This window comes from Photobacterium sp. HL06 (assembly GCF_059552575.1).
The window spans coordinates 230582-251546 of sequence record NZ_CM183915.1 but is presented as its reverse complement, the minus strand read 5'-3'; the positions used below and the strand labels follow the sequence as shown (position 1 = coordinate 251546).

22 protein-coding genes are annotated in these 20965 nt (G+C 45.8%); 12 read left to right on the top strand and 10 right to left on the bottom strand.

Going from position 1 to position 20965, the window contains the following annotated elements; all coding sequences use genetic code 11:
• Positions 1 to 119: 119 nt before the first annotated feature.
• The 3 genes from AC51G0_RS19720 to AC51G0_RS19710 all read right to left on the bottom strand — a co-directional run bounded on the left by AC51G0_RS19720 (position 120) and on the right by AC51G0_RS19710 (position 3876).
• The gene (locus AC51G0_RS19720) at positions 120 to 992 is read right to left on the bottom strand and encodes a lipase secretion chaperone (RefSeq protein WP_496303349.1); all 873 of its coding nucleotides are present in this window, start codon (positions 990 to 992) and stop codon (positions 120 to 122) included.
• Between the two features lie 2 nt (positions 993 to 994).
• Positions 995 to 1909: a lipase family alpha/beta hydrolase gene (locus AC51G0_RS19715; RefSeq protein ID WP_496304156.1), complete on the bottom strand. Its 915-nt coding sequence runs from the start codon at positions 1907 to 1909 to the stop codon at positions 995 to 997.
• A gap of 320 nt (positions 1910 to 2229) precedes the next feature.
• Positions 2230 to 3876 (bottom strand): P-loop domain-containing protein, encoded by a 1647-nt coding sequence (locus AC51G0_RS19710; RefSeq protein WP_496303348.1) that lies wholly within the window; start codon positions 3874 to 3876, stop codon positions 2230 to 2232.
• 330 nt (positions 3877 to 4206) lie between these two features.
• Between AC51G0_RS19710 and AC51G0_RS19705 the strand changes: the two genes are divergently transcribed.
• Complete coding sequence (locus AC51G0_RS19705) at positions 4207 to 4443, top strand: hypothetical protein (protein ID WP_496304155.1); 237 nt, start codon at positions 4207 to 4209, stop codon at positions 4441 to 4443.
• Positions 4444 to 4679: 236 nt separating this feature from the next.
• Here the strand turns inward: AC51G0_RS19705 and AC51G0_RS19700 are convergent, their stop codons facing one another.
• From AC51G0_RS19700 to AC51G0_RS19685, 4 genes are all read right to left on the bottom strand, one after another.
• On the bottom strand, positions 4680 to 6017 hold the full coding sequence (locus tag AC51G0_RS19700) for an ATP-binding protein (RefSeq protein WP_496303347.1): 1338 nt from the start codon (positions 6015 to 6017) through the stop codon (positions 4680 to 4682).
• Complete coding sequence (locus AC51G0_RS19695) at positions 6007 to 6666, bottom strand: response regulator transcription factor (RefSeq protein WP_496303346.1); 660 nt, start codon at positions 6664 to 6666, stop codon at positions 6007 to 6009. The genes AC51G0_RS19700 and AC51G0_RS19695 overlap by 11 nt, the downstream gene beginning before the upstream one ends.
• Positions 6663 to 7013, bottom strand: coding sequence for a PepSY domain-containing protein (locus tag AC51G0_RS19690; protein WP_496303345.1), 351 nt, complete (start codon positions 7011 to 7013; stop codon positions 6663 to 6665). The genes AC51G0_RS19695 and AC51G0_RS19690 overlap by 4 nt, the downstream gene beginning before the upstream one ends.
• 122 nt (positions 7014 to 7135) lie before the next feature.
• Entirely contained in the window at positions 7136 to 8041 is a 906-nt protein-coding gene (locus AC51G0_RS19685) for a DNA ligase (RefSeq protein WP_496303344.1), read from the bottom strand.
• 412 nt (positions 8042 to 8453) lie between these two features.
• Between AC51G0_RS19685 and AC51G0_RS19680 the strand changes: the two genes are divergently transcribed.
• The 3 genes from AC51G0_RS19680 (at position 8454) to AC51G0_RS19670 (ending at position 10711) form a co-directional block, all read left to right on the top strand.
• The gene (locus AC51G0_RS19680; RefSeq protein WP_496303343.1) at positions 8454 to 9413 is read left to right on the top strand and encodes a PTS sugar transporter subunit IIC; all 960 of its coding nucleotides are present in this window, start codon (positions 8454 to 8456) and stop codon (positions 9411 to 9413) included.
• Between the two features lie 248 nt (positions 9414 to 9661).
• Entirely contained in the window at positions 9662 to 10324 is a 663-nt protein-coding gene (locus AC51G0_RS19675; RefSeq protein WP_496303342.1) for a chromosome segregation ATPase, read from the top strand.
• Between the two features lie 72 nt (positions 10325 to 10396).
• Positions 10397 to 10711, top strand: coding sequence for a cupin domain-containing protein (locus AC51G0_RS19670; protein WP_496303341.1), 315 nt, complete (start codon positions 10397 to 10399; stop codon positions 10709 to 10711).
• Between the two features lie 45 nt (positions 10712 to 10756).
• On the opposite strand, the gene AC51G0_RS19665 is transcribed toward AC51G0_RS19670, so the two are convergent.
• Entirely contained in the window at positions 10757 to 12256 is a 1500-nt protein-coding gene (locus tag AC51G0_RS19665) for an NAD(P)-binding protein (RefSeq protein WP_496303340.1), read from the bottom strand.
• A 377-nt stretch (positions 12257 to 12633) separates the two neighbouring features.
• Between AC51G0_RS19665 and AC51G0_RS19660 the strand changes: the two genes are divergently transcribed.
• The 3 genes from AC51G0_RS19660 to AC51G0_RS19650 all read left to right on the top strand — a co-directional run bounded on the left by AC51G0_RS19660 (position 12634) and on the right by AC51G0_RS19650 (position 15328).
• Positions 12634 to 13638, top strand: coding sequence for a response regulator (locus tag AC51G0_RS19660; RefSeq protein ID WP_496303339.1), 1005 nt, complete (start codon positions 12634 to 12636; stop codon positions 13636 to 13638).
• Between the two features lie 2 nt (positions 13639 to 13640).
• The gene (locus tag AC51G0_RS19655) at positions 13641 to 14087 is read left to right on the top strand and encodes a PAS domain-containing protein (RefSeq protein WP_496303338.1); all 447 of its coding nucleotides are present in this window, start codon (positions 13641 to 13643) and stop codon (positions 14085 to 14087) included.
• 248 nt (positions 14088 to 14335) lie between these two features.
• A complete protein-coding gene (locus AC51G0_RS19650) occupies positions 14336 to 15328 on the top strand; it encodes an OmpA family protein (RefSeq protein ID WP_496303337.1) in 993 nt (330 codons plus the stop codon).
• Between the two features lie 53 nt (positions 15329 to 15381).
• Here AC51G0_RS19650 and AC51G0_RS19645 read toward each other — a convergent pair whose 3' ends face one another.
• Positions 15382 to 16173: a M48 family metallopeptidase gene (locus AC51G0_RS19645; RefSeq protein ID WP_496303336.1), complete on the bottom strand. Its 792-nt coding sequence runs from the start codon at positions 16171 to 16173 to the stop codon at positions 15382 to 15384.
• Positions 16174 to 16302: 129 nt separating this feature from the next.
• Between AC51G0_RS19645 and AC51G0_RS19640 the strand changes: the two genes are divergently transcribed.
• The 5 genes from AC51G0_RS19640 (at position 16303) to AC51G0_RS19620 (ending at position 19454) form a co-directional block, all read left to right on the top strand.
• A complete protein-coding gene (locus tag AC51G0_RS19640; protein WP_496303335.1) occupies positions 16303 to 16731 on the top strand; it encodes a hotdog fold thioesterase in 429 nt (142 codons plus the stop codon).
• Between the two features lie 9 nt (positions 16732 to 16740).
• The gene (locus AC51G0_RS19635) at positions 16741 to 16974 is read left to right on the top strand and encodes a DUF3389 domain-containing protein (protein ID WP_496303334.1); all 234 of its coding nucleotides are present in this window, start codon (positions 16741 to 16743) and stop codon (positions 16972 to 16974) included.
• Positions 16975 to 17349: 375 nt separating this feature from the next.
• Positions 17350 to 18243, top strand: a complete 894-nt coding sequence (locus tag AC51G0_RS19630; RefSeq protein ID WP_496303333.1) for a phosphotransferase — start codon at positions 17350 to 17352, stop codon at positions 18241 to 18243.
• A gap of 65 nt (positions 18244 to 18308) precedes the next feature.
• On the top strand, positions 18309 to 18938 hold the full coding sequence (locus AC51G0_RS19625) for a putative ATP-dependent zinc protease (protein WP_496303332.1): 630 nt from the start codon (positions 18309 to 18311) through the stop codon (positions 18936 to 18938).
• A 324-nt stretch (positions 18939 to 19262) separates the two neighbouring features.
• Positions 19263 to 19454: a YtxH domain-containing protein gene (locus AC51G0_RS19620; RefSeq protein ID WP_496303331.1), complete on the top strand. Its 192-nt coding sequence runs from the start codon at positions 19263 to 19265 to the stop codon at positions 19452 to 19454.
• 172 nt (positions 19455 to 19626) lie between these two features.
• Here AC51G0_RS19620 and sstT read toward each other — a convergent pair whose 3' ends face one another.
• Positions 19627 to 20862 (bottom strand): serine/threonine transporter SstT, encoded by a 1236-nt coding sequence (sstT, locus tag AC51G0_RS19615; protein WP_496303330.1) that lies wholly within the window; start codon positions 20860 to 20862, stop codon positions 19627 to 19629.
• Positions 20863 to 20965: the final 103 nt, after the last annotated feature.

Sequence of the window (20965 nt, the reverse complement as noted above, 5' to 3'; positions counted from 1 at the left end):
AGGATCACGATATAATCAGCGGGTAGTGTTTACTACCCGCTGTTTTTTTATCTATTGCTTTCCAGACAGTTCACTCTACATAGCACTTTCAGTATTTGTTGTAATGATAGATTGTATTGCTACCCGCTCTCGCTGCTTGTAACTTGCGTACGATGAATTACTTCTAAAGCTTTAACGCGGCGAAGTTGGTTTGAAGAGAAGGTAATATTTCGCAACTCGCGTATTGCATAGTCTTGCTCCTCACTGCTTAGGCTCGTATTTGACTGTATTGCCATACGTTGCTCAAAATATTGATCCATCGTTTTTTGGAATTCTGTTCGTTCTTTGGCAAGGGCCTCAAGCCTATTGGCTGCTTCTGTTCCAACCAGTGCCTGCTGCTCTAGGTAGCGATCTTGCTCATCCATTGATTTGGTACGCTGGAGCTGTGTGAGCAAGCTGGCATTACGGTAGCTTTGTTGTAGAGCTGGGGAAAGTTCGCCGATCTCTTGCTGCCATAAGTTAAGGAAATCTTCGTCACTTATTGTTTGCTGCTTGAGTTCTAGCTGTTTTAGTGCCAAGTTCCGTAGCTGGTTTTCTTCGGCAAATAACTGCTGTTGTTCTTGTGGTGTAAAAAAGTGGAATTGTAGTGTGATAAGTTGATCACTAAGCTGTTGCATCGCCTCTAGATCGAGCCTTTCAATAGTGGCTGGTTCTAAATCTTGCAGGGCCGCCTTATAGTTAATAAAGCGTTGAAATAAGCCTTTGTCGATCTGGTAAGCGTTGGCTTGCTCGCTGTTATAGGTATAAAAATTATCCTTGAGAGTGTTGAGATCAGCCTCACCAAGACTGGATAGAAAATACTCAAATGTGTCACGAGACGATTCAGTATCAACGCGAGTATCTTGTTGCGAGGCAACCTGGATTATAGGGTCATCGGAGGTTGATGTATGGTTGTAATAGACCGCACCAGCAGCCACAACGACACAGAATAGAGCGAGTGCGGTCTTTTTCATACTTACAATCCTTGTAGCTGCAGACGGTTAGCGTGCTGGCGATACAGCGTGGTCGGGGCGGTTTCGAACAGGTGGGTGATACCTAATAACCCGTTGATCTCATCAAGGTGATTCATCTTATAGTCATCGCGGATAACTTTGCCCAGATGAGTACTGCACTGGCCGACGAGACCATCATTTTCTTCATCAAATGCCAGGCCTAGAACGACAATAGCGGCATCCGTCGGATCCAAAGCATTGGTAAAGTTTCTGGTGCCAGTCCATGAGTAGTAATAAACACCATTCTCGGCGATATAGTCACCTTCTCCACATGCCGAGCTGGGCACACCTTCTGGGTACTTTTGATTAAATGCCAGTGAACCTTCGGTTGTTAGGGCTGCCAGAGAGGCTAGCGGATCTTGCGGCAGATCGCTGCCACCTGACAGGAGGTTGATAAGCGTCACGAGTCCTTCTGCGAGTGTAACCGCGATGCCTTCAGGCAGTGAACCTTCAGGAACGGTACCACGTACAATATCAGCGACGCGGGAACCTTTATTTACCCCGCCGATACTTGTTACGGATGCAACGAGCTCTGGAGCAACAGAGGCAACATAACGGGCTGTAGGTCCGCCATGACTATGGCCAATAAGGTTCACTTTCTCGGCGCCAGTGACAGCGAGCACTTCTTGAACCTGGGCAAGCAATTGCTCGCCACGTAATTCGGTACTGTTAGTGGCAGATATTTGGGCAACATAAACGGTTGCACCGCTTTTGCTCAGAGCCTGCGTAATACCGTAGAAGTAATCAATACCGGCCAGCGAATCAAAACCGAATAATCCATGGACTAAAACAATTGGATACTTAGTTTCTGTATAGCCTTTTTGGCTGACGCCAGAAGCTGTAGTACTGGCTTGGCTGGCAAATGAAATGATGCAAATTAAAAGTAGGGTAGTGAGACGTTTCAATTTTACTCTCCTTGTTAGACCTCCGATGAGCAAAATAATCCTAGTACGTAGAAAAGTACTTATTTGGACAACTGATGTAATTGTGATCGGTGACTGGTTATTCGAGCGAAATTCAACACCAAAGGAACAGGTTGTTGAGTTTTTTGGGTGATAAGTTCCGTATAGTTATCGTTAATAAACACTTTAGGAGGGGTATGTGGAGAGATTCGAGCGTCCGAATAATGCGAACATAGCAAAAAAAAAGCGACCGCAAATAGGGTCGCCTTCGGATAATGACTATTTATAATGCAGTGTTACTTAAATTCAGCAGCTCGCATACGGTTAAGCACGGCCATTACTTCAACCACACGTGGCTTGGCCAGGTCACCATAGTTAGGCATCATACGGAACCAGTCATCGTGTAGCATCTGGTGGAACGCCTTGCTTGGGTTATTTTCCCAGCCTTTGCCCTGTGCTAGCTGGAACCAAAGCCACCCAACAGCATGAAGCTGGCTCGAGTCGGCAACTTGCTCTAGTGCTTGCAAATCGATAAATTCGCGGCCGAAGCGTAGCGATGATTTATCTTTTACCTGAATTCGGAATTTACCGTCTTCCAGCATGGTTTGCAGGGCAGTACGGTTAACCTTGCGGGTACGGGGACGACGGATTTCTTCAGAGCCTTCAAGTTGACGGCGCGTCGGGTGAGACGCAACCACTTCACGTGCTTTGGCTGTTACATCGACAGCTTCGTAGTTGTGCATTTGAATGACAGTATCAGCGACATCCAGATAATCTCCAGAGCCACCCATAACCAGTAGTACAGAGATGTTTAGCTGATCGCGAAGCAGTGAGATACGATCGACAAGCGGGGTAATAGGCTCGTCGCTTTTGGCGATCAGGGACTGCATGCGTTCGTCACGGATCATGAAGTTTGACGCTGAGGTATCTTCGTCAATCAGCAACGCTTTTGCGCCTGATTCGATTGACTCTTGCAGCCAAGATGCCTGAGAAGTAGAGCCAGATGCATTTTGTGTGCTGAAAGTACTGGTGTCTTTGCCCATAGGCAGGTTGCTGATGTATGGCGTGAGATCAACATTGTGAACGCAGCGGCCATCTTCTGCGCGAATTTTTGATGCTGTATCGTCCGTTACAATATATTCGCGGCCATCGCCTGGAATATGATCATAGACTGAGTTTTCTATGGCATTGAGTAGGGTTGATTTACCATGGAAACCACCACCAACGATCATTGTGATCCCCAAAGGAACCCCCATGCCGCGTAGTGTCCCTTTGTGAGGGGCATTTAAAATGACAGCCAGGCTTTCCGGACTAACAAACGGTACGGCATCAGCCATCGGCAAGTCACTGTTACCAGCCAGGCGAGGCAGAGTACTCTCGTCAGCAACGAAAGCCATAAGGCCTTTTTCTTTTAGCTGGCGGCGAAGCGAGACTTGATCTTCAACTGTTTCACAGTGGCGTTTCATTTCATCCAGCGGCAGCTCACGGGCAATGGTTGCGCGGCGGATGATTTTAGGCATGGTAAAAGTCAGCAGGTTTGCTGTCTTTTTGGCGATAATGGTTCGGCCATCAGCTGGCAGGTTAACCCGGAATCGAAGCTCGATAGCCTCATCATCGAAGACGACTGCTGTACGGTCGAGAACAGCTTGGCCCGGACGGTCAATTTGAATTTCGTTGATTTGCTGAGCCAGATCAGCAAATTGGCGGGCAATAAAGTCACGTGCAGCACGCTGATAATCTGCAGATTGTTCTTTCAACCATTCAAGATCAGTTAATGACCACTTTCGGCGAGCACGAACACGTGAGGCTGGCGCATAGGGATCAGCCTGTGTTGTATCGATAAAAAAGTCGAAGTCAACGAATTGATATTCTCCACGCAGGCTTGAGTAGCTGCGGTAATTATGACGGTCAATTTTATGTAATTTGGCTTCGAGTAATTGCATATCGCCTCGATATCGTACGTTGATAATTCCGGGGGCTGGATTCTACACGAAAGGCCTACTAATCGGTACACTTATCTGTATTTTCAGCCAGCTATCGCTTATTGATAAAAACTATTGGCACTTGTCTGCCACCGCATTCACTTTTATATCGTCCATCCTAAATAATACACCAATACCATCAGCCACAAGGTTGCTCTAATCTGAAGGGGGAGTCTGTGACAGTATCGAGGTAGATAAGCACATTGCTTTCCACTTTGGTCTAATTGTGTAATTTGGTTGATCCGCTATGTTGGTAATAGATGGATGACAGCTAGGAAAGGAGAAGTCATGCTGGAAACCACAATGAATTTTGCCGAAATGATATTGATTGTGTCTGGGTTGTTGCTCATTACCAAGAGTGTTATGCAATATGGTAAGCGAACTAGCGACTGGTCGGGTGTCGTTAAAATGTTTTATAAGCGGGTCGGTATGGATACCGCAGAGTATAAGTGGTATCGCCTAGGGGTGAGCTGCTTCGTGGTAGGGGTTATCGTTCGTGTTGTAAACCTGATTTTCTGGCCAGTGTAATACCAATCAGCATAAGTACTTGATCATTCTTACTGGTTAAAGCCACCTATTACTGCGTTAGATTTTTTGTAATTAGAGCCACTAGTTACTACAAATTCTTCCTTGTCTTAGGTGACTTTTCCTGCGCAATTATCTGAACATTAACTTATCCTGATTGGTATAATAATCATCTCAATTGCAAGCGTAAAAAATGCAGCACTATGCTGCATTTTTCACATTCAATGCGTCTGCTGAACTTAGTTTCGAGGTAGAGGCAATACTAACTCGGCTTTTAGGCCACCCAGAGAGCTATCGCTGAGCGTTAGGCTACCCCTATAGCTGTGTGCCAGCTCACTCACTATGTTGAGGCCAAGGCCTGTGCCAGGCGTGGTTTCATCGAGGCGAACACCTCGTTTTAGTACCGATGAATATTCACTAGCATCAATACCGGGGCCATCATCTTCAATAATAATAGTAACTTGCTGATCCGTACCGTCTGTTTGGTGAACCCGAATTAAGCTGTTTGACCATTTATAGCTGTTTTCGATCAGGTTACCGATGATTTCATCGAGATCGCGCTTTTCGACAGCGACATTGAGATCGCTATCGAGCTCATTGACTAAAACGACATTACGCTGTGCATAGACTTTGTCCATAGCCAGAGAAATCGCATCAACACGTGTTGATGGTGCTGTTTTTGCTGCCAGAATATTTGCTGCTCCTGCCATTCTGGCCCGACCAAGATGGTAATCGATGTGCTGTTGCAGTTGCTGCAGCGGGGGAGACAGTTTGTGCTGCGCGTCGTTATCCAATAGGGCGACTTCATTATTTAACACCGCGATGGGTGTTTTTAGCGCGTGAGAAAGGTTCCCTGCATGGTTTCTTGCTCTTTCTAACAGCTCTTGGTAATGGAAAAGGAGTGCGTTTAAGTCATCAATTACCGGCCTGACTTCGGCTGGATAAAAGCCGGTGAGTTCGGTTGAATTCCCGTTACGGACGTTTTTCAGGTTTTGCTGTAACTTCTTCAACGGCCAGAGTGACCAGCTGACTTGTAGCCAGGTCAGGGCTAATATTCCAACGGCCATTGTGAGCAATATAAGCCATAAACCATGGGTTAGCTGCCGTAAGGTCGCCATTAATTTGTCTTGGTTAGCGGCGATGGCAAGTTCTACCGGCTCGTCAATTTCAGGTAGCAGGAATTTTCGTTTAACCACGAGCAGGGATTGCTCGTCAGGGCCAAGATAACCCTCTTTCTCATTTCCTGTAATTTTAGTATCCCACAGTGAACGGGAGCGTATCTGGGTGTCATTGACCGTCAGTGCCCAGTAAAGGCCGCTGTACGGTGATTGAAACCTTGGATTAGACAGTTTACTTGGCAGTGACAGCCTGCCGGTAGGATCCACATCGGCGAGCGCGGTCAGCTCATCGAGATAGAGATAGAGCTGCTGTTTTTCTTGGTCAATGAGGTAGCTTTTAATAAAGCTAGGTACCAAGTAACCAGCTGCGAGTGTGATCGCCATTAACCATACCGTTGCAGCCAGTAGTAGGCGGCTGCGTAGGCTTGGCAGGCTTTTGTGACGAGCGTTAATCTGCATTGATGCGGTATCCAAGCCCCCGAACGGTCTTAATCACATCACCACCGATTTTACGGCGTATACGTCCGATGAACACTTCAATCGTGTTTGAATCTCGGTCGAAGTCCTGTTTATAAATGTGCTCGACCAACTCAGAGCGAGAAATCACCTTGTCAGAATTGTGCATCATATAAGACAGTACTTTAAACTCTAAGGCGGTTAAATCGATCGCTTCGCCTTGATACAGTACTTTAGAGGTGCGGGTATCCAGGCTTAAGCCACTGGCCTGAATAATCGGGGATGCATTGCCGGTTGAACGACGTAGCTGAGCACGCAAGCGGGCAACAAGTTCTACCATCTGGAAAGGTTTGGTCAGATAATCATCGGCTCCGGCATTCAGGCCCTCAACTCGTTGGGTGAGTTCATTTCGCGCGCTGAGGATAACGACAGGGCTACTGACATTTTCGTCCCTGATCCCTTTTAATACTGTCAATCCATCGAGCTTTGGCAGGCCAAGATCAAGCACGATAGCATCCCAAGGCTCAGAGGTTGCTCGATAGAGCGCATCAATACCATCGGTAGACAGCTCGGCGACCCAACCACTATGCTCCAGGCCACTGACAATTTGTTCGCCTAGGGTGATTTCATCTTCTACGACAAGTATTTTCATTCGGATACCTTGATGATATTTTCCAGGCCACGGCCTTTAATTTCGATAATAGAAAGCGTTTTTGCTTCGTATTCAACTTTGACAATATTGTTGTTGGGGTCGATGAGCTTTAATTCATAAATCCAGACATCATCATCTTCTTCCAGCTCAACTTTTATTATCCGGCCGTGAAGTTGTTTGCTGACAGTCGCCTTGAGGGCCGAAAAAGGCTGGATCAGCCCCTGTTGAACGGCTTCCATAACATCGTCATGATCTTCATCGATTTCTAGCGTCGGGGCAGCGTTAGCCACTGGCGCTAATAAGGAAATCATGCAAAGTGCTGTGAGTAATCGTTTATTGATATTCATGAAATAGATTGTAACCGAAGTTAATTGAACCGAGTATGAATATCTCTGTAAATCTATTCTTATATCAGCCGCTAACAGGGTAATATCACTGGTGATAGGTGTTTGTATATCCTAGTCCATAATCACAGTTCGGGAGTCGGCCGGGTTCTCAAATAACGGGCAAAACGAGGGAGCCCCGTGCTGGTATAGCCGTTGTAGCGGTACTGGATGATTGAGCCCAGCAGGGGAGGACGTTCACGTTCTTCATCGGTGAAGCCTGAACCGATTTTGAACTTAATGTTGTCTGCTGTCAGTACCCAAATAGCCCCCATTTTTCTGCTGTATTTCCCGTTTCCTTCTTCATACCCAATAACCACGGCTTCTGCATCTTGGTGGTGTTTCATTTTGAGCAATTTATCAGAGCGTCCTTGATGATAGAGGTTGTTTTTATGGTGCAGCATCAACCCTTCCCCTTTAGCTTGGGTGACTTGTTCAAGTTTACTATTCAGCGCCGTCTGGCTTTGGTAAGAAAAATGCGGAATGGCTTGAATATGAGGCTGGTCAATATCGGTAATGACACTGGTAAGTTGTTTCAGGCGCTGTTCGAAACGATCGGAACTTGCAGGTAGGTCAAACACCATGAATTTTATCTGCTTCCATTGCGCATCATTGGGGGCTTTATCTAACACAGTGGTAGCGACTTGCTGAAATGAATCTCGGCCCGCCCACAGTTCACCATCCAGCGGGATGTGGCTGGGCAATGAGGCGCTAAACCAGGCTGGCGCGTGAATAATTGTTCCTGAGCGGGTCACTAATTGCTTTCCGGTCCAGAAAGCACGTATACCATCTAGTTTTTCACTGACAAAAAAAGCACTGACTGTGTCTTGGGTTGCTACTGTTTCTGAAAATATCTCCGCATTGTAGCTTCGGGCTTTCATGATGTCCGGTGCACTTTCTGCCTCTAGGTGGAAAGGGCTGAGTATAAGGGTTATGGCAGCAGCCAGCCGAGATAGGCTAGAGGACCCAGTTGTAGGAAAGGGTATTTTCATTGTAATGACTCCATGGTGTGGCGGGTTCACTGAACAGCATCTGAAGTTTGACGTTATGGTTGTTGAATGAATGAGTAAATATTTGTCTTGGGTATATTGCTGAATATGTGCTGTGCGCTTGAACTGGTGCTATTGCCGGTAAAGTGTGATGAAAAGAAATGCGAGCGATGTCCACTAGGCATGTTGTCAATATTATTGCCAAAACAAGAGTTGCTCCGGGGTTGAATATGGCTCGCTTGAGTGTAGTGATGTAGAATCAGCGACTTTGATTTTTTGCTTACATCGACCAAACAGTTTTTTTATACAGTGACGTATTACAATGCAGCTAGCACAAAATAAGTTCGGTGACTTTTTACATCGAAAGAACATAAACTTTTCTGCCCGGACATATTTCGTTCATGCCATGAGTTATATGGCACTGGGATTATTTTCCTCTTTATTGATCGGCTCAATTTTGAATACGCTGGGAATGAAGCTTGGTATTCCGCTCTTTTCCGAGACGCTATGGCCCATCGCCAAACAGATGACCGGCCCGGCAATTGGTGTTGCTATAGCCTATGCTCTGAAAGCGCCACCTCTCGTGTTGTTCTCTGCAACAACCGCAGGAGCAGCTGGTGCTGCATTAGGCGGACCTGTTGGGGCTTTTATAGCCTCTGTAGCGGCAACGGAGTGTGGCAAACTGGTTGCCAATGAAACGAAGGTCGACATCTTACTAACACCGGCAGTGACAGTCATTGTTGGTGTTGCCGTTGGCAGCCTTGTTGGTCCCCAGGTCGGCGCGCTAATGACTGCGCTGGGGGATATTATTATGTATGCCACGCAACTACAGCCTCTGTTGATGGGTATGATTGTTGCCGTATTGATGGGGATGGCATTGACCCTGCCGATCAGCAGCGCGGCTATTGCAATTATGCTGAGCCTAAATGGTCTGGCTGCTGGTGCCGCCACTGTCGGGTGTTGCGCACAGATGGTGGGGTTTGCGGTAATGGGGTTTCGTGAAAACCGCTGGGCTGGTGTAGTGGCCCAAGGATTGGGAACCTCTATGTTGCAAATGCCAAATATTGTCAGGAACCATAAGATTTGGCTGCCGCCAATTCTGAGCTCTGCAATTCTAGGCCCGGTCGCCACAATGGTGTTTGCGATGGAAAATACCCCTCTGGGGGCGGGAATGGGAACATCGGGGTTTGTGGGGCAGATCCAGTCGTTTATCGCTTTAGATGCAGCTGGGTGGGAGAGTGGCGAGATCTATACGTCGGTTTTACTTATGCACCTTGTACTGCCTGCTATTTTGACTTTTGTAATCGCTGAAGCCATGCGAAAAATAGGATGGATTAAGCCGGGTGATTTAACCTTGAACCTGACATCCAAATAGAGAGCGGTAGAAACAGTAGATCAAAAAGGAGCGAACATGTTTGCTCCTTTTTTACACATGTAGTTTATGTGATGCTGCACTAGGCTTTTACCTAGTTTTACATCGATTTTGATATAAACATGACACAAAGAGATTATCTAGCTGATATTATTCAACTATCGTTGGTGCCCGGTATTGTATTCCCCCTCGTCGTGGTGAGGAATTTATAGTGGTGCTGGGCCACAGTCTGGAAAGTGGGTTCAATAAGTATGATGTCATCTTGGAAAGTTTCACTCGTGGTTGGTTTTGTGCTGGGAAGCATTTTAGCTTCAGCCGTGTGGAATCGTAATCCCGGCCCCAGCCAAGAAGAGTATGAACTGCTATTACAAAAAAATGCCCTGCTGGATGAAAAGCGGCAGGCTATTCAGGAGAGTTTCGAAGCCTTTGAAACCCAAAAGGCACTAGAGCTTGAAGATGCTTTCGAGCAATTGGCTCAGAAACAAGCTGAGCTTGAGCAACAGAAAGTTGATTTTGAGAAGCAGCTAGCCCAGTTGAAGCAGCAGCAGAAAAAGCTGACGGTGACCAAGAAGAAGCTGGATACAAAAGTCGTTGAGCTGGAAACAACTGCGGAAAAGCAGCAAGTGGTGTTGACCCATTCAAAAGAGCTTTACCAGCAGCAGCTGTTGCTGCAAAAACAGGTTGCTCAGGCGGAAGCTGATGTCAAGAAAGCCAAGCGGGTGGCAAAAGATTTTAAGCAGGCTTGTGACGAGTTCAAGTCAGGTACCAGCTGGAATTGGGTCTCCCAGGCAGATTGTGACAAGTATGATGCCAAGATGACAGCTGTCGCCGAGGAAGAGGCACAATTGACAGCACTCAGAACTGAACTGGAAACACTGAACAAAAAAATTGAGATTAACTTGCCAAAAAAATAATCAGCTTTAATTGAACGGTGCATTGCAGAGGCGGGGTAATACCCGCCTTTTTTATTCTTACAAGGAGGGGATATGAATTTATTGGAGAATATACCTGCCGAGTTGCCTGCAGAAGTATTTGAAGACATCGTCAAGACATCGACGGTCCGTATAGAGCGAATTATCTCCAAAGGCCATACGACACCTGCGGATGAGTGGTACGATCAAGATGAGCATGAATGGGTTCTAGTACTAAAAGGGGAAGCCAGAATACGGTTTGAAGAGAATAACCATGAAGTACATTTGAAAGAAGGTGACTACCTCAATATTCTCGCTCATCAACGCCATCAAGTTTTATGGACGGCTCCAGACCAAGAGACTGTCTGGCTGGCGGTGTTTTATCAATAACGGCTCATTGTAATAAGCCGTTATTGTGTACTTATATTATTAACGCTAACGCATTTCAAACCGGACTAAACGTGCAAGGGCTGGTGGGTAATCCCTTTCAGATGCCAGTTTCTCGGCCTTGGTGAGGACAGCGTCTTGATTTAGTCCCGATGTAACCGGGAGTAGCTGTTCCAGAGGTTGACTTAAACCATCGGAAGCCATCAGCAGGCCTTCTTTTAGCAACTCTTGGACAACGCCATCAGCAGCAGAAAGTGCAGAAGATGCTTTGACAATTTCAGTACGGGCATAGCGTTTTCCAGCGAAAGAGATATCAGCCGCCCTGAGGGAGGGATCGCCTCCAGGGATTTGCTGTGCCCCGAATAACGGTTTTCCACCGACACTGGCAGAGTGATATGCCGGTACGAACTGGGCCATATGTTGAATAGCTCTGTCTGTCCGGGTATCAATGTCGGTGTTTTTCCAGCCGTGCTTGAGTTTTTGAATGAATGATTGACCTAGCTCGGGTTGGGCACTTTTAGCTGTACTGCAGGCAAGGCCGCTCCTAAACAGAGTGATGTCCTCTGTCATGCCGTGGAGCTGAAAAAATCCGTCAGGGTAAGGGGTCAGTTGGGCCATCCCATTAGGCGTACCACGCTCACCATGGAAGATGACTTCAGGCCAGGTACCTTCGCATTCCGCCCAGTGGGTAACATAGGCAGCTTTGAATTCTACCATTCGCTGGCGGGGCAGGTTGGCCATGTCATCGAGTGTTCCCGTACGGTAGCCGCAGGCATTGATCAGGTAATCAACATCAACGGAATGAGTGATATGATCGTTAAGCGTTTCATCATGCAGCTGATAAGAAACTGACCAAATGTGGTTATCGGCATTTTGTTGAATGTCGATAACTTTAGCTCTTGTATTTACATTGCATGAAGGCAATTGTTCAAGGGCTAAATTGGCAGTAGCCGCTAGGCGGAATACACTCAGCCCATACTCCTGTACCAAAATAAGCGGAAACTTAAATTCATTTAAATTCAAGTTTTTGGCAACTGGGATCATCCAGTCATCGAGTGAGGCAGGCTCAGAGGGGATCGAGCAAGTAGCCAGTCGCTCCAGCTCTTCCCGGTAATAGAGTTTATAGTAGTGCTCGGGGTCTCCGAGCATCAGATTCTGCTCATCGTTTTTGATGAGTGCACGATAAGTATCTTGCAGTAATGTCAGGCGAGAGAAAAGTGCTTCAGGCTCACCGGGATCGCGCTCAGGCACGGCAATAACGGTTGGCCGGTTGTTGGCGGTGTGGGGGAATACCCGAAGTGTATTGATCGACTCTTCGAGTAGGGTCAGGCACTGTTGATCAGAAATCTCGCGGTATAGGTTCCCACCTGCATGTAAATGGCAAATGGGTGGGCCGTTAACCAGGCTGGCACCTTCTTCAAATAATTCTACTTGGATACCAAGCTCCGCTAAACGGAGAGCTATCGTTGATCCAGCTATACCACCACCGACAATACCGACCTTGAAAGGTTGTTGACTGTCAGTATCGTGGGAACCATTAACATTCATATTTTGCTGATAAGCCGCTTTAAGTCATACCGTGATAATGGTTAGCATTCTACTTTGCCTCGATCACGTTTTAAACACTTACCGTGTGTGGGATAACAAATTAATGGTTTTAAACTTTATATTTACATTGTAAATGTAAATTTTGTTGCCATAAGAAAAGAGAACAGTGATCCCATAGAGGCAGATGCTAACAAGCGTTGTTCTAGCTTAGTGACGTTGTCACAAGGTGATATCGGTGCCTAATGATAGTAGGAATAAGTGCTGGCAGCATATTTCGGCAGACCCGTGTGGCTTCTACTGTTATTATCGCGATGAAAGTTTAATTTCAAAAGAATAATAGCAGCGCTCCGACAGATAAGAAGCGCCAAGGAGCTCGCATGGCTACTTCAATTTTGATTTGTGATGACTCGGCATTAGCTCGAAAGCAAATGGCACGGGCTTTACCTAGTTCACTGAATGCTGAAGTCACTTTTGCTGTTAATGGATTGGAAGCATTACAGCACCTTAAGAAAGAAAAGTTTGCCCTAATGTTCTTGGATCTTACGATGCCAGAAATGGACGGGTACCAGACATTAGAGGCTATCAACCAACAAGGGATAGAAATAAACGTTATTGTGGTGTCGGGCGATATCCAGCCACAGGCACAGGCACGCGTAAAAGCTCTTGGGGCGATAGATTTCTTAAAGAAACCTGTTGATAAAGCCCACTTAAAAACGCTGCTCAAAGCGTTGATCCCAGCTGAACCGGTAGAATTAGATACGGTTATCCAGCGAGTCACCACACCGGCGCTTCGTCGCCGTGATGTCTACCTAGAGGTGGCTAATGTCGCTATTGGCCGGGCAGCCGATTCGCTGGCACGTCACTTTGACGTTTTCGTCAATTTACCTCTACCGAATGTGAATGTCTTTGAAGTGAGTGAACTTCATATGACCATGCGACACCTTGCCAGCAATAGTGCAATGTCCGGGATCTGCCAAGGCTTCAGCGGGGAAGGCATTGCTGGTGAAGCATTGGTACTGCTCAGTGATTCTAGTGTGAAGGATCTCATGGCAATGATGAAATACCCGGTAGAAACAGAGTGTGATTCAGAACTAGAGTTGCTGATGGATGTCAGCAATATTCTTGTTGGCTCTTTTCTTAAGGGGTTAGGGCAGCAGGCTGAAGTCAAATTCTTCCAAAGTCATCCGGTTTTGCTAGGCCAGCATATGCCGATCGAGAACATGATTGAGCAAACAGAAGGTAACTGGCGTAGGACCATGACATTTGAAGTGAGCTACGGCATTGAGGACACAGAAATCAAATGTGATTTATTACTGATGTTTGTAGACGAGTCACTACCTTTGCTCGATAACAAATTGTCATACTTGATGGATGAGGACTAAGCATGTTTTCTTTACCTGCTGAATTTGAACAATTTCACTGGATGGTTGATATGGTGCAGCATGTCGATGTTGGCCTTGTTGTACTTGATAAAGACTTTACCATCCATGTCTGGAATGGCTTTATGATCCACCATAGCGGAAAACAGGCTCATGAGACGATTGGCAAGAACCTATTTGAGGTTTTCCCTGAGATCCCGTCTGAGTGGTTTACCGCAAAATCAAAACCAGTTTTTGAATTGGGTTGCCGAAGCTTCTTGATCTGGCGTCAACGCCCTTATTTGTTTAAGTGCCGCAATGTCAGACCGATTACTCAGCAAGCCCCTTTCATGTATCAGAATGTCACTTTGAATCCGATGACATCACCTAAAGGGGATGTTGATTACCTTTTTATGGCGGTTGAAGACGCAACGGCCGAAGCATTAGCTGAAGGGCGTATTACAGATAAATGATTACCACAAAAAAGCTCATTGGTATGAGCTTTTTTATTCCTCTTAAACTGGTTTTTATTCAATGATAGTTAATAGGTGCCTTAGCGTTAACCTTTCCTATCAATTTAATCAGTACCCCTTTCTTTTTTGTTGATATATAGGAGAGTTTTCTCAGCCTTTAGTTGTATATCCCTTGTAAAAAGTCACATTCAGTTCTAAACAATAAAGTGGTAGTGGCAAAAAAGAACAAATAATAGGGATATCTAGATATGACAAAAATTTACAAAATTCTTCCATTAGCATTATTAATCTCGGGAGTTGTTCATGCTGCAACAGATAACCCATGGTATGTAGGTGCACGTATTGGTGGTACAAACTACGATAGTTTTGATGGTGCTTTAGACGGCGCGGAAAGCAACTTTGAGCGTGATGACTGGGGTGGCGGTGCTTTTATCGGCTACAACTATAACTCTTGGCTTGGTGTCGAGGGTGGGTATACCTATTTGGGCCAGGCTGACTTCAAAAATGGCAATAGTGGTTTTGAGGTCCACGGGTTAGATCTGGTTGGTAAATTCACGTGGTCGGCCACACGAGAATTGGATGTGTTTGGTAAGCTTGGCGGCTATATATTTGATGCCGATAATGAGGTGAATAACCAAGATGATAACGGCCTTGCTCCAACGGCGGGTGTGGGTGCAGAATACTTTTTCAATGATGATTTATCTACCCGTATTGAATACCAGTATTATAACCAGGTAGGAGGCAGTAAGCCTGGCGAGAGTGATATTCACTTCTATGGCTTTAGCTTGGTGTACTATTGGGGCGCCCCGGCTCCGGTAGCGATTATCGAACCTGAGCCTGAACCTATGCCCGATCCCGTGCCTGTTGAACCAGAAGTCATGAAAGTGAAAGCACTTAGTGTGAATCTGCCGTTTGCTTTTGATAGTAATACCTTATCCCAATCAGATATTGAATTGGTTCAGCCGATTGCTCAACGATTGGTGGAGTACCCAGAGACCAAATTGTATGTTGTTGGCCATACCGATAGCCGAGGAGCTGAAGACTATAACCAGAAGTTGTCAGAAGAGCGTGCTGCTATGGTGGCAGGCTATTTAGGGGCACATTTTGGTATCAATAAAAGCCGCGTTATTGCACAGGGTCGAGGTGAAACTGAGCCTCTTGCCCCCAATGATACCGAAGCCGGTCGAGCTAAAAACCGTCGTGTAGAAGTCTATACACCTGGCTTTGAGCTAACAAAATAGCATGCATTGAGCGAAAAAAAGCGCCGTTGGGCGCTTTTTTTAGCAGAATGCACTTAGATCCGGCATTCAGGCCGACTGGTGTTGTAACTCGGAAGGCGGCTTATTTCAGCTCTCAGATCATCAATACGTGTTGAGTGGGATGGGTGAGTAGATAGAAGCTCTGGAGGCTGGCCACCACCGGATGCTTTGGCCATATTCTTCCACAAGCTGACACTTTCATTCGGATTAAAGCCTGCCTCAGCCATCAGACGTAAGCCAATGATGTCTGATTCCGACTCCTGCGCGCGGCCATAGGGCATCAGAACCCCATATTGTACACCGAGGCCGAGTCCTGCCATGGCGGCATCGTGGTAATCGGTGCCGCTTATCGCCATGCTCGAAAGTTGTAGGCCGACATCAGCCAGCTGGCTGCGTGACAGGCGTTCATTACTATGCTGGGCCATCACGTGGCCGATTTCATGACCAATTACTGTTGCAAGCTGATCTTGGTTTGTTGCCACATCGAGTAATCCGGTATACACGCCAATTTTGCCCCCAGGCAGAGCGAAAGCATTGACTTGTTCACTATCAAAAACCACTACTTCCCATTGGCCGAAACCGCTACTTGGGCCTAGTTTCGTGGTGAGTGCATTGGTGACACATTGAACATACTGGTTGGTTTTGTGGTCGCGGTTGATTGTTTCTTGCTCTTTCAATTGCTCGAAAGATTGGGCGCCAAGCCGAGACATATCCTGATTAGAAAAAAGCAGTACTTGCTGGCGACCTGTTGGCGAACTAGAACAGGCTGTTAGCGTTATGACCGATGCGAAAAGTGCAGTGGTAAGTAAAGGTTGAAAGTGATTCATTTGAATGACTCCTTCCATTCAATTATAGGAAATACTAATGGTTCGATCATACTACGGCAGGGACATTGTTTGTAGTAGAGCAGAGGCGGGAGTGTTATTCTTTCTTTATTGCGAACTAAGGGTAACTTCATGAGTATTTGGAAGAAAGCTTTTACGTTGGATAGCTTGAACCAGACGTCTGTGGACACACTGGTCGAGCATCTGGGTATTGAGTACTGTGACTTTGACGATAATAGCCTGAGTGCAATGATGCCAGTTGATGGCAGAACTCACCAGCCATTAGGAATGCTCCATGGCGGCGCATCCGTCGTATTGGCTGAAACGCTAGGCTCGCTGGCGGCTAACATGTGTGTTAATGAAGGCAAGTATTGTGTTGGGCTTGATATCAATGCGAACCATGTTAGGGCAGTTCGGAGCGGCCTTGTCAAAGGGACTGCGAAGCCTGTTCACCTAGGCGCCACAACACAGGTTTGGCAGATAGAAATCACCGAAGAACGTGGGCGTTTGGTGTGCACAAGTCGCCTGACAATGGCAGTAATGAAGCATAAAAAGAATTAAGAATAATCGATGAACTTAGTATTTTCAGAAGGCCGTATTATTGCCAACCAGCATGAGCTTGTTGTTCGTCTCGATGGCAATGCCCGTGCCTCATTACAGTCACAGGTTGATGACGTGACTTTAATTGGAGGGGCTAATGTGGTGACAGCAACGGGAAGTGGTGTTAACTGGTCAGTCCGTCTAGATAATGAAGAACAATTGAATCAGCTTGCCGAAGCTATCGGTATTGCGATTCAACAATAGGGTGCTGTGCATTTTCGCAGCATCTCTCTTATTTATTCTTGCCCTCCTCTCATGCTTGTAGTGAATACCAAATGTCTTTAAAGCAAGTTGTGATGGGGGGTTAGCAATTAGCCACTTTCTAAATTCTTTTCACAATAAACCCTCACCTTTATTTAAACGTGCGTTTTTTGTACTTGTTGAAATTGATATATACATTTTAGTGAGAGAATGTACTCATAATTTACTATTTTGACCCAAATCTCTAGCGACAATGTGCCGTTTGTTGCACTCTAGTTGTGATAGATAAGGCTAAATCTAGTAACTGTCGAAATTGTATTTGCACAAGGAATACGGGGCTGGGTAAATCCAGTTTCTACAAAAACAAAAGGGGTGTTAATGAATCAACCTCGGCTCAAGCAAATAGCTGAAATTGCCTATCAGACTATGTATGGCCAGCGACCTGAACTGTGTCATATTCAGGAATCATTTTATGGTTGGGTTGTATTTGCAGCATCACCGAAAGGAAAGGTTGTTGTAAAGTTCTCCAGAGAGATTGGCCGGTTGGCCAAAGAAATTAGGGGGTTATCTCGTTTAGCTAATAAGTTTGATTGTTCTGTACCTGAAGTCTTATTCTTTGGTCGGGAAGATGGGCATGATTATTTAGTGCTAGAGTGGTTAGATGGCTTGCCTGCCTATGAGTTACCTAACGAACCTTTGGCATTAGAACGTTTTCGTGAAAATTATACCGATTTGTTGTTGGCACTTCATGAGCACCAATCAGAGCAAGGTTTTGAGATTGGTGAAGATAAGTTCGAACAATGTCAGATCAAGGCATTTGAAAGTTGGATGGAGCCGGTATTACGCTATGTGCTAAGTGACTGCTCGCCTTTTTCGTCGAAGCTAAAAGATGCTTATGTATCTATGTGGGAGAAAAAAGAAGAAATCCTGTCTCCGATAAACACGAATTCATCGCTAATACATGATGACTGCCATGTCGGCAATGTACTCTTCAACCCGAGAACGTTTAAAGTCGCTGCTATTCTTGATCCGTGTGATGTTGGTTTTAAACACCGTGAATTTGATCTTTTCCATCTTTATGATGTACGGCCTGACTTGAAGTTAGTCGAACGTTACCAGGAAAAAGTGACTCTCGCTGATGGCTTTGAGTTTAGGCGCTGGTTCCTTAGTTTATGGGATGATGCCAAGCACAGCCGGAATATCGGCTGGTATGACGAACGGTGGCTGTTATCTAAGGTAAATCAGTTTAACGAGACCTATGCCCAGAGGTAGCACTTGCTAGTGAATGATTTATCAGCATATTATTGTGGTATTGGAACGTGTTAGGGTGTAACAGAATGAGAACAATTGCAGCTTGTATTACGGCGGTCTTATTAGTTGGCTGCGCACAGCAAGTTACTCGTGAGCCAGAACCAAAACCTGAGCCGGATATTGGTGGAGATGTGAGGCCTGGCGAGCCGATAGTATCAGAACCCATAGAGCCAGAGGTTATACCGTTTCCACAACCTGAGCCGGAAGTGAAACCGGAGCCAAAACCCGAACCTAAACCGGAGCCTGTTCCGGTAGTAACCAAAACCCAGGACGGCAAGCTGATTCTGGGTGCTGAAGAGTGGGTTTGGTTAGACCCTGCCAAGCTGCATGTCAGAGTGAAAGTAGACTCAGATGTGAAACTTTCTACCATAGGTGTCTCAGACATCCAGGAGTTTGAAAGAGACGGGAGTGACTGGATCAAATTTAAGACCAGTGGGCAATCCGTTGAGCTGCCAGTGGAGCGCTGGTTGAAAGGTAAAAATGGCAGTAAAGAACGTCAGGCTGTGGTTAAGTTGCGAGCTAAGCTTGGCGAACTTAATGAGCTGACAGAGTTTGCACTTACGGCAGGCAAGGGCATAGTGCTCGGTATTAATTTTATTCGTGATGTCGCCATCGTTGACGGCAATCGTAAGTATGTTCAGCCTAAATCTAAGTAGACTCGCTGGAAATATTAAAAAGGCGGTAATACTGTAATACCGATCAGTTAAGACAGAAATGATCGGTTGAACGATCCTCTTAGGATGTCAAAATCCGAGTGTATTCATACACTCGGTTTTTTTGCACGTTTCTCAAGCTCTCGATGTCATCAACAACTGGAAACCAAGGCCACAACGATATGCCAGATATAAAAATGTCGCTCACTTTAAGTGAATGGCGTTAGCCTCTGAAGAGGCTGTTTTTTATGGTCGTGTTCAAGCAAAGTAATCGACTGCTGTGTATAATCGTTGTACTTGGTATAACTCGAATAAAAGAGAAAATATATGTTGAAATATATTATGTTAGCGCTAGTTGGTATCGGTATTTATATTGGTGTGACCTACAAAGATCAGATTGAAGATGTCGTTAATTCCCGTCCGGCGGAAGAAGTCCAGGACATGTTTGAAGCTGCAAAAGATCAGGTTTCTGATAAAGCTGGCGAGCTGACTGAGCAACTTGAAGACCTTAACAAATAATACCAATCTACTTATCCAGATTGGTATAAGCCTCAAATTTTGACAGAGAAGGTTGGTCGTGGTCCGGCTTTCTTGTTGGGGATTATAGGTTAGGTATTAACACGAAATAATTAAAAAAAGGCAGCCAGTTGGCTGCCTTTTCTGTATCTATCAAGAAAATGACAGATTAAGACTACGCTGTTTCAGTTGCAGCTTCCTTTGCTTCTACAGCCTTACATGCAGCAGCTGTAAAGATAACGTCTGTTGAACTGTTCAGTGCTGTTTCAGCAGAATCCTGGATAACACCGATAATGAAGCCAACAGCAACAACCTGCATCGCCACATCATTCGGAATACCAAACAGGCTACAAGCCAGTGGGATCAATAGTAGAGAACCACCAGCAACACCCGATGCACCACATGCCGATACCGCAGCAACAACACTTAGCAGTACAGCTGTCGCAACATCAACCTGAACACCCATAGTGTGTACAGCTGCTAGTGTTAGAACCGTGATAGTAATCGCGGCACCAGCCATGTTAATGGTTGCGCCCAGAGGAATCGATACAGAGTAAGTATCTTCATGCAGGTCTAAGTTTTTACATAATTGCATGTTTACTGGGATGTTAGCTGCTGAACTACGCGTGAAGAATGCCGTAATACCACTTTCACGAATACAGCGAAGTACCAGCGGGTATGGGTTTTCTTTTGTTTTGTAGAAAACAATCAGTGGGTTGACAACCAAGGCAATGATTAGCATTGAGCCAAGTAGTACACCCAGTAGGTGGCCATAGCTTGCAATCGCGGCAAAACCAGTCTCGGCAAATGTGTTGGCAACAAGGCCAAAGATACCGATTGGAGCTAGGCGGATCACGAAGCGAACAATCAGCGTGATGCCATTTGAAACATCATGGAAAACTTGCTTAGTCGCATCGCTTGCCTGGTGTAGAGCAAAGCCAAGAGCGATAGCCCAGGCAAGAATACCGATGAAGTTACCTGTCATCAGTGCATTTACAGGGTTATCAACAATTTTAAATAGCAGCGTATTCAAAACTTCAGTGATGCCTTCAGGTGGAGTAGCACCTGTTGCACTTGCTACCAGAGTTAGAGTGGTCGGGAAAAGAAAACTCATGGTAACAGCGGTTAGTGCGGCCATCAGTGTACCAAATAGGTACAGAATGATGATTGGTCGCATGTTGGTGTGGGCGCCTTTCTTCTGGTTTGCAATCGATGATGCAACCAAGATGAAGACAAGAATAGGTGCAACTGCTTTCAGTGCACTGACGAACAGTCCTCCAAGGAAGCCAACTTTAACAGCAGACTCAGGAGAAACGGATGCGATAAGGATACCGGCGACGATACCGATGAGGATCTGGATAACCAGACTCCCACTCGCGACTCGGGCTAAAAAGGGCTGTGATTGATTCATAGTACATCCTGCATAATTTTATTATATGTCTGGAAGGATTATATCTTGCTTCCGAAACATTTTTTAACAGGAAATACGATATTTTTCCACCTTTCTTTTCACA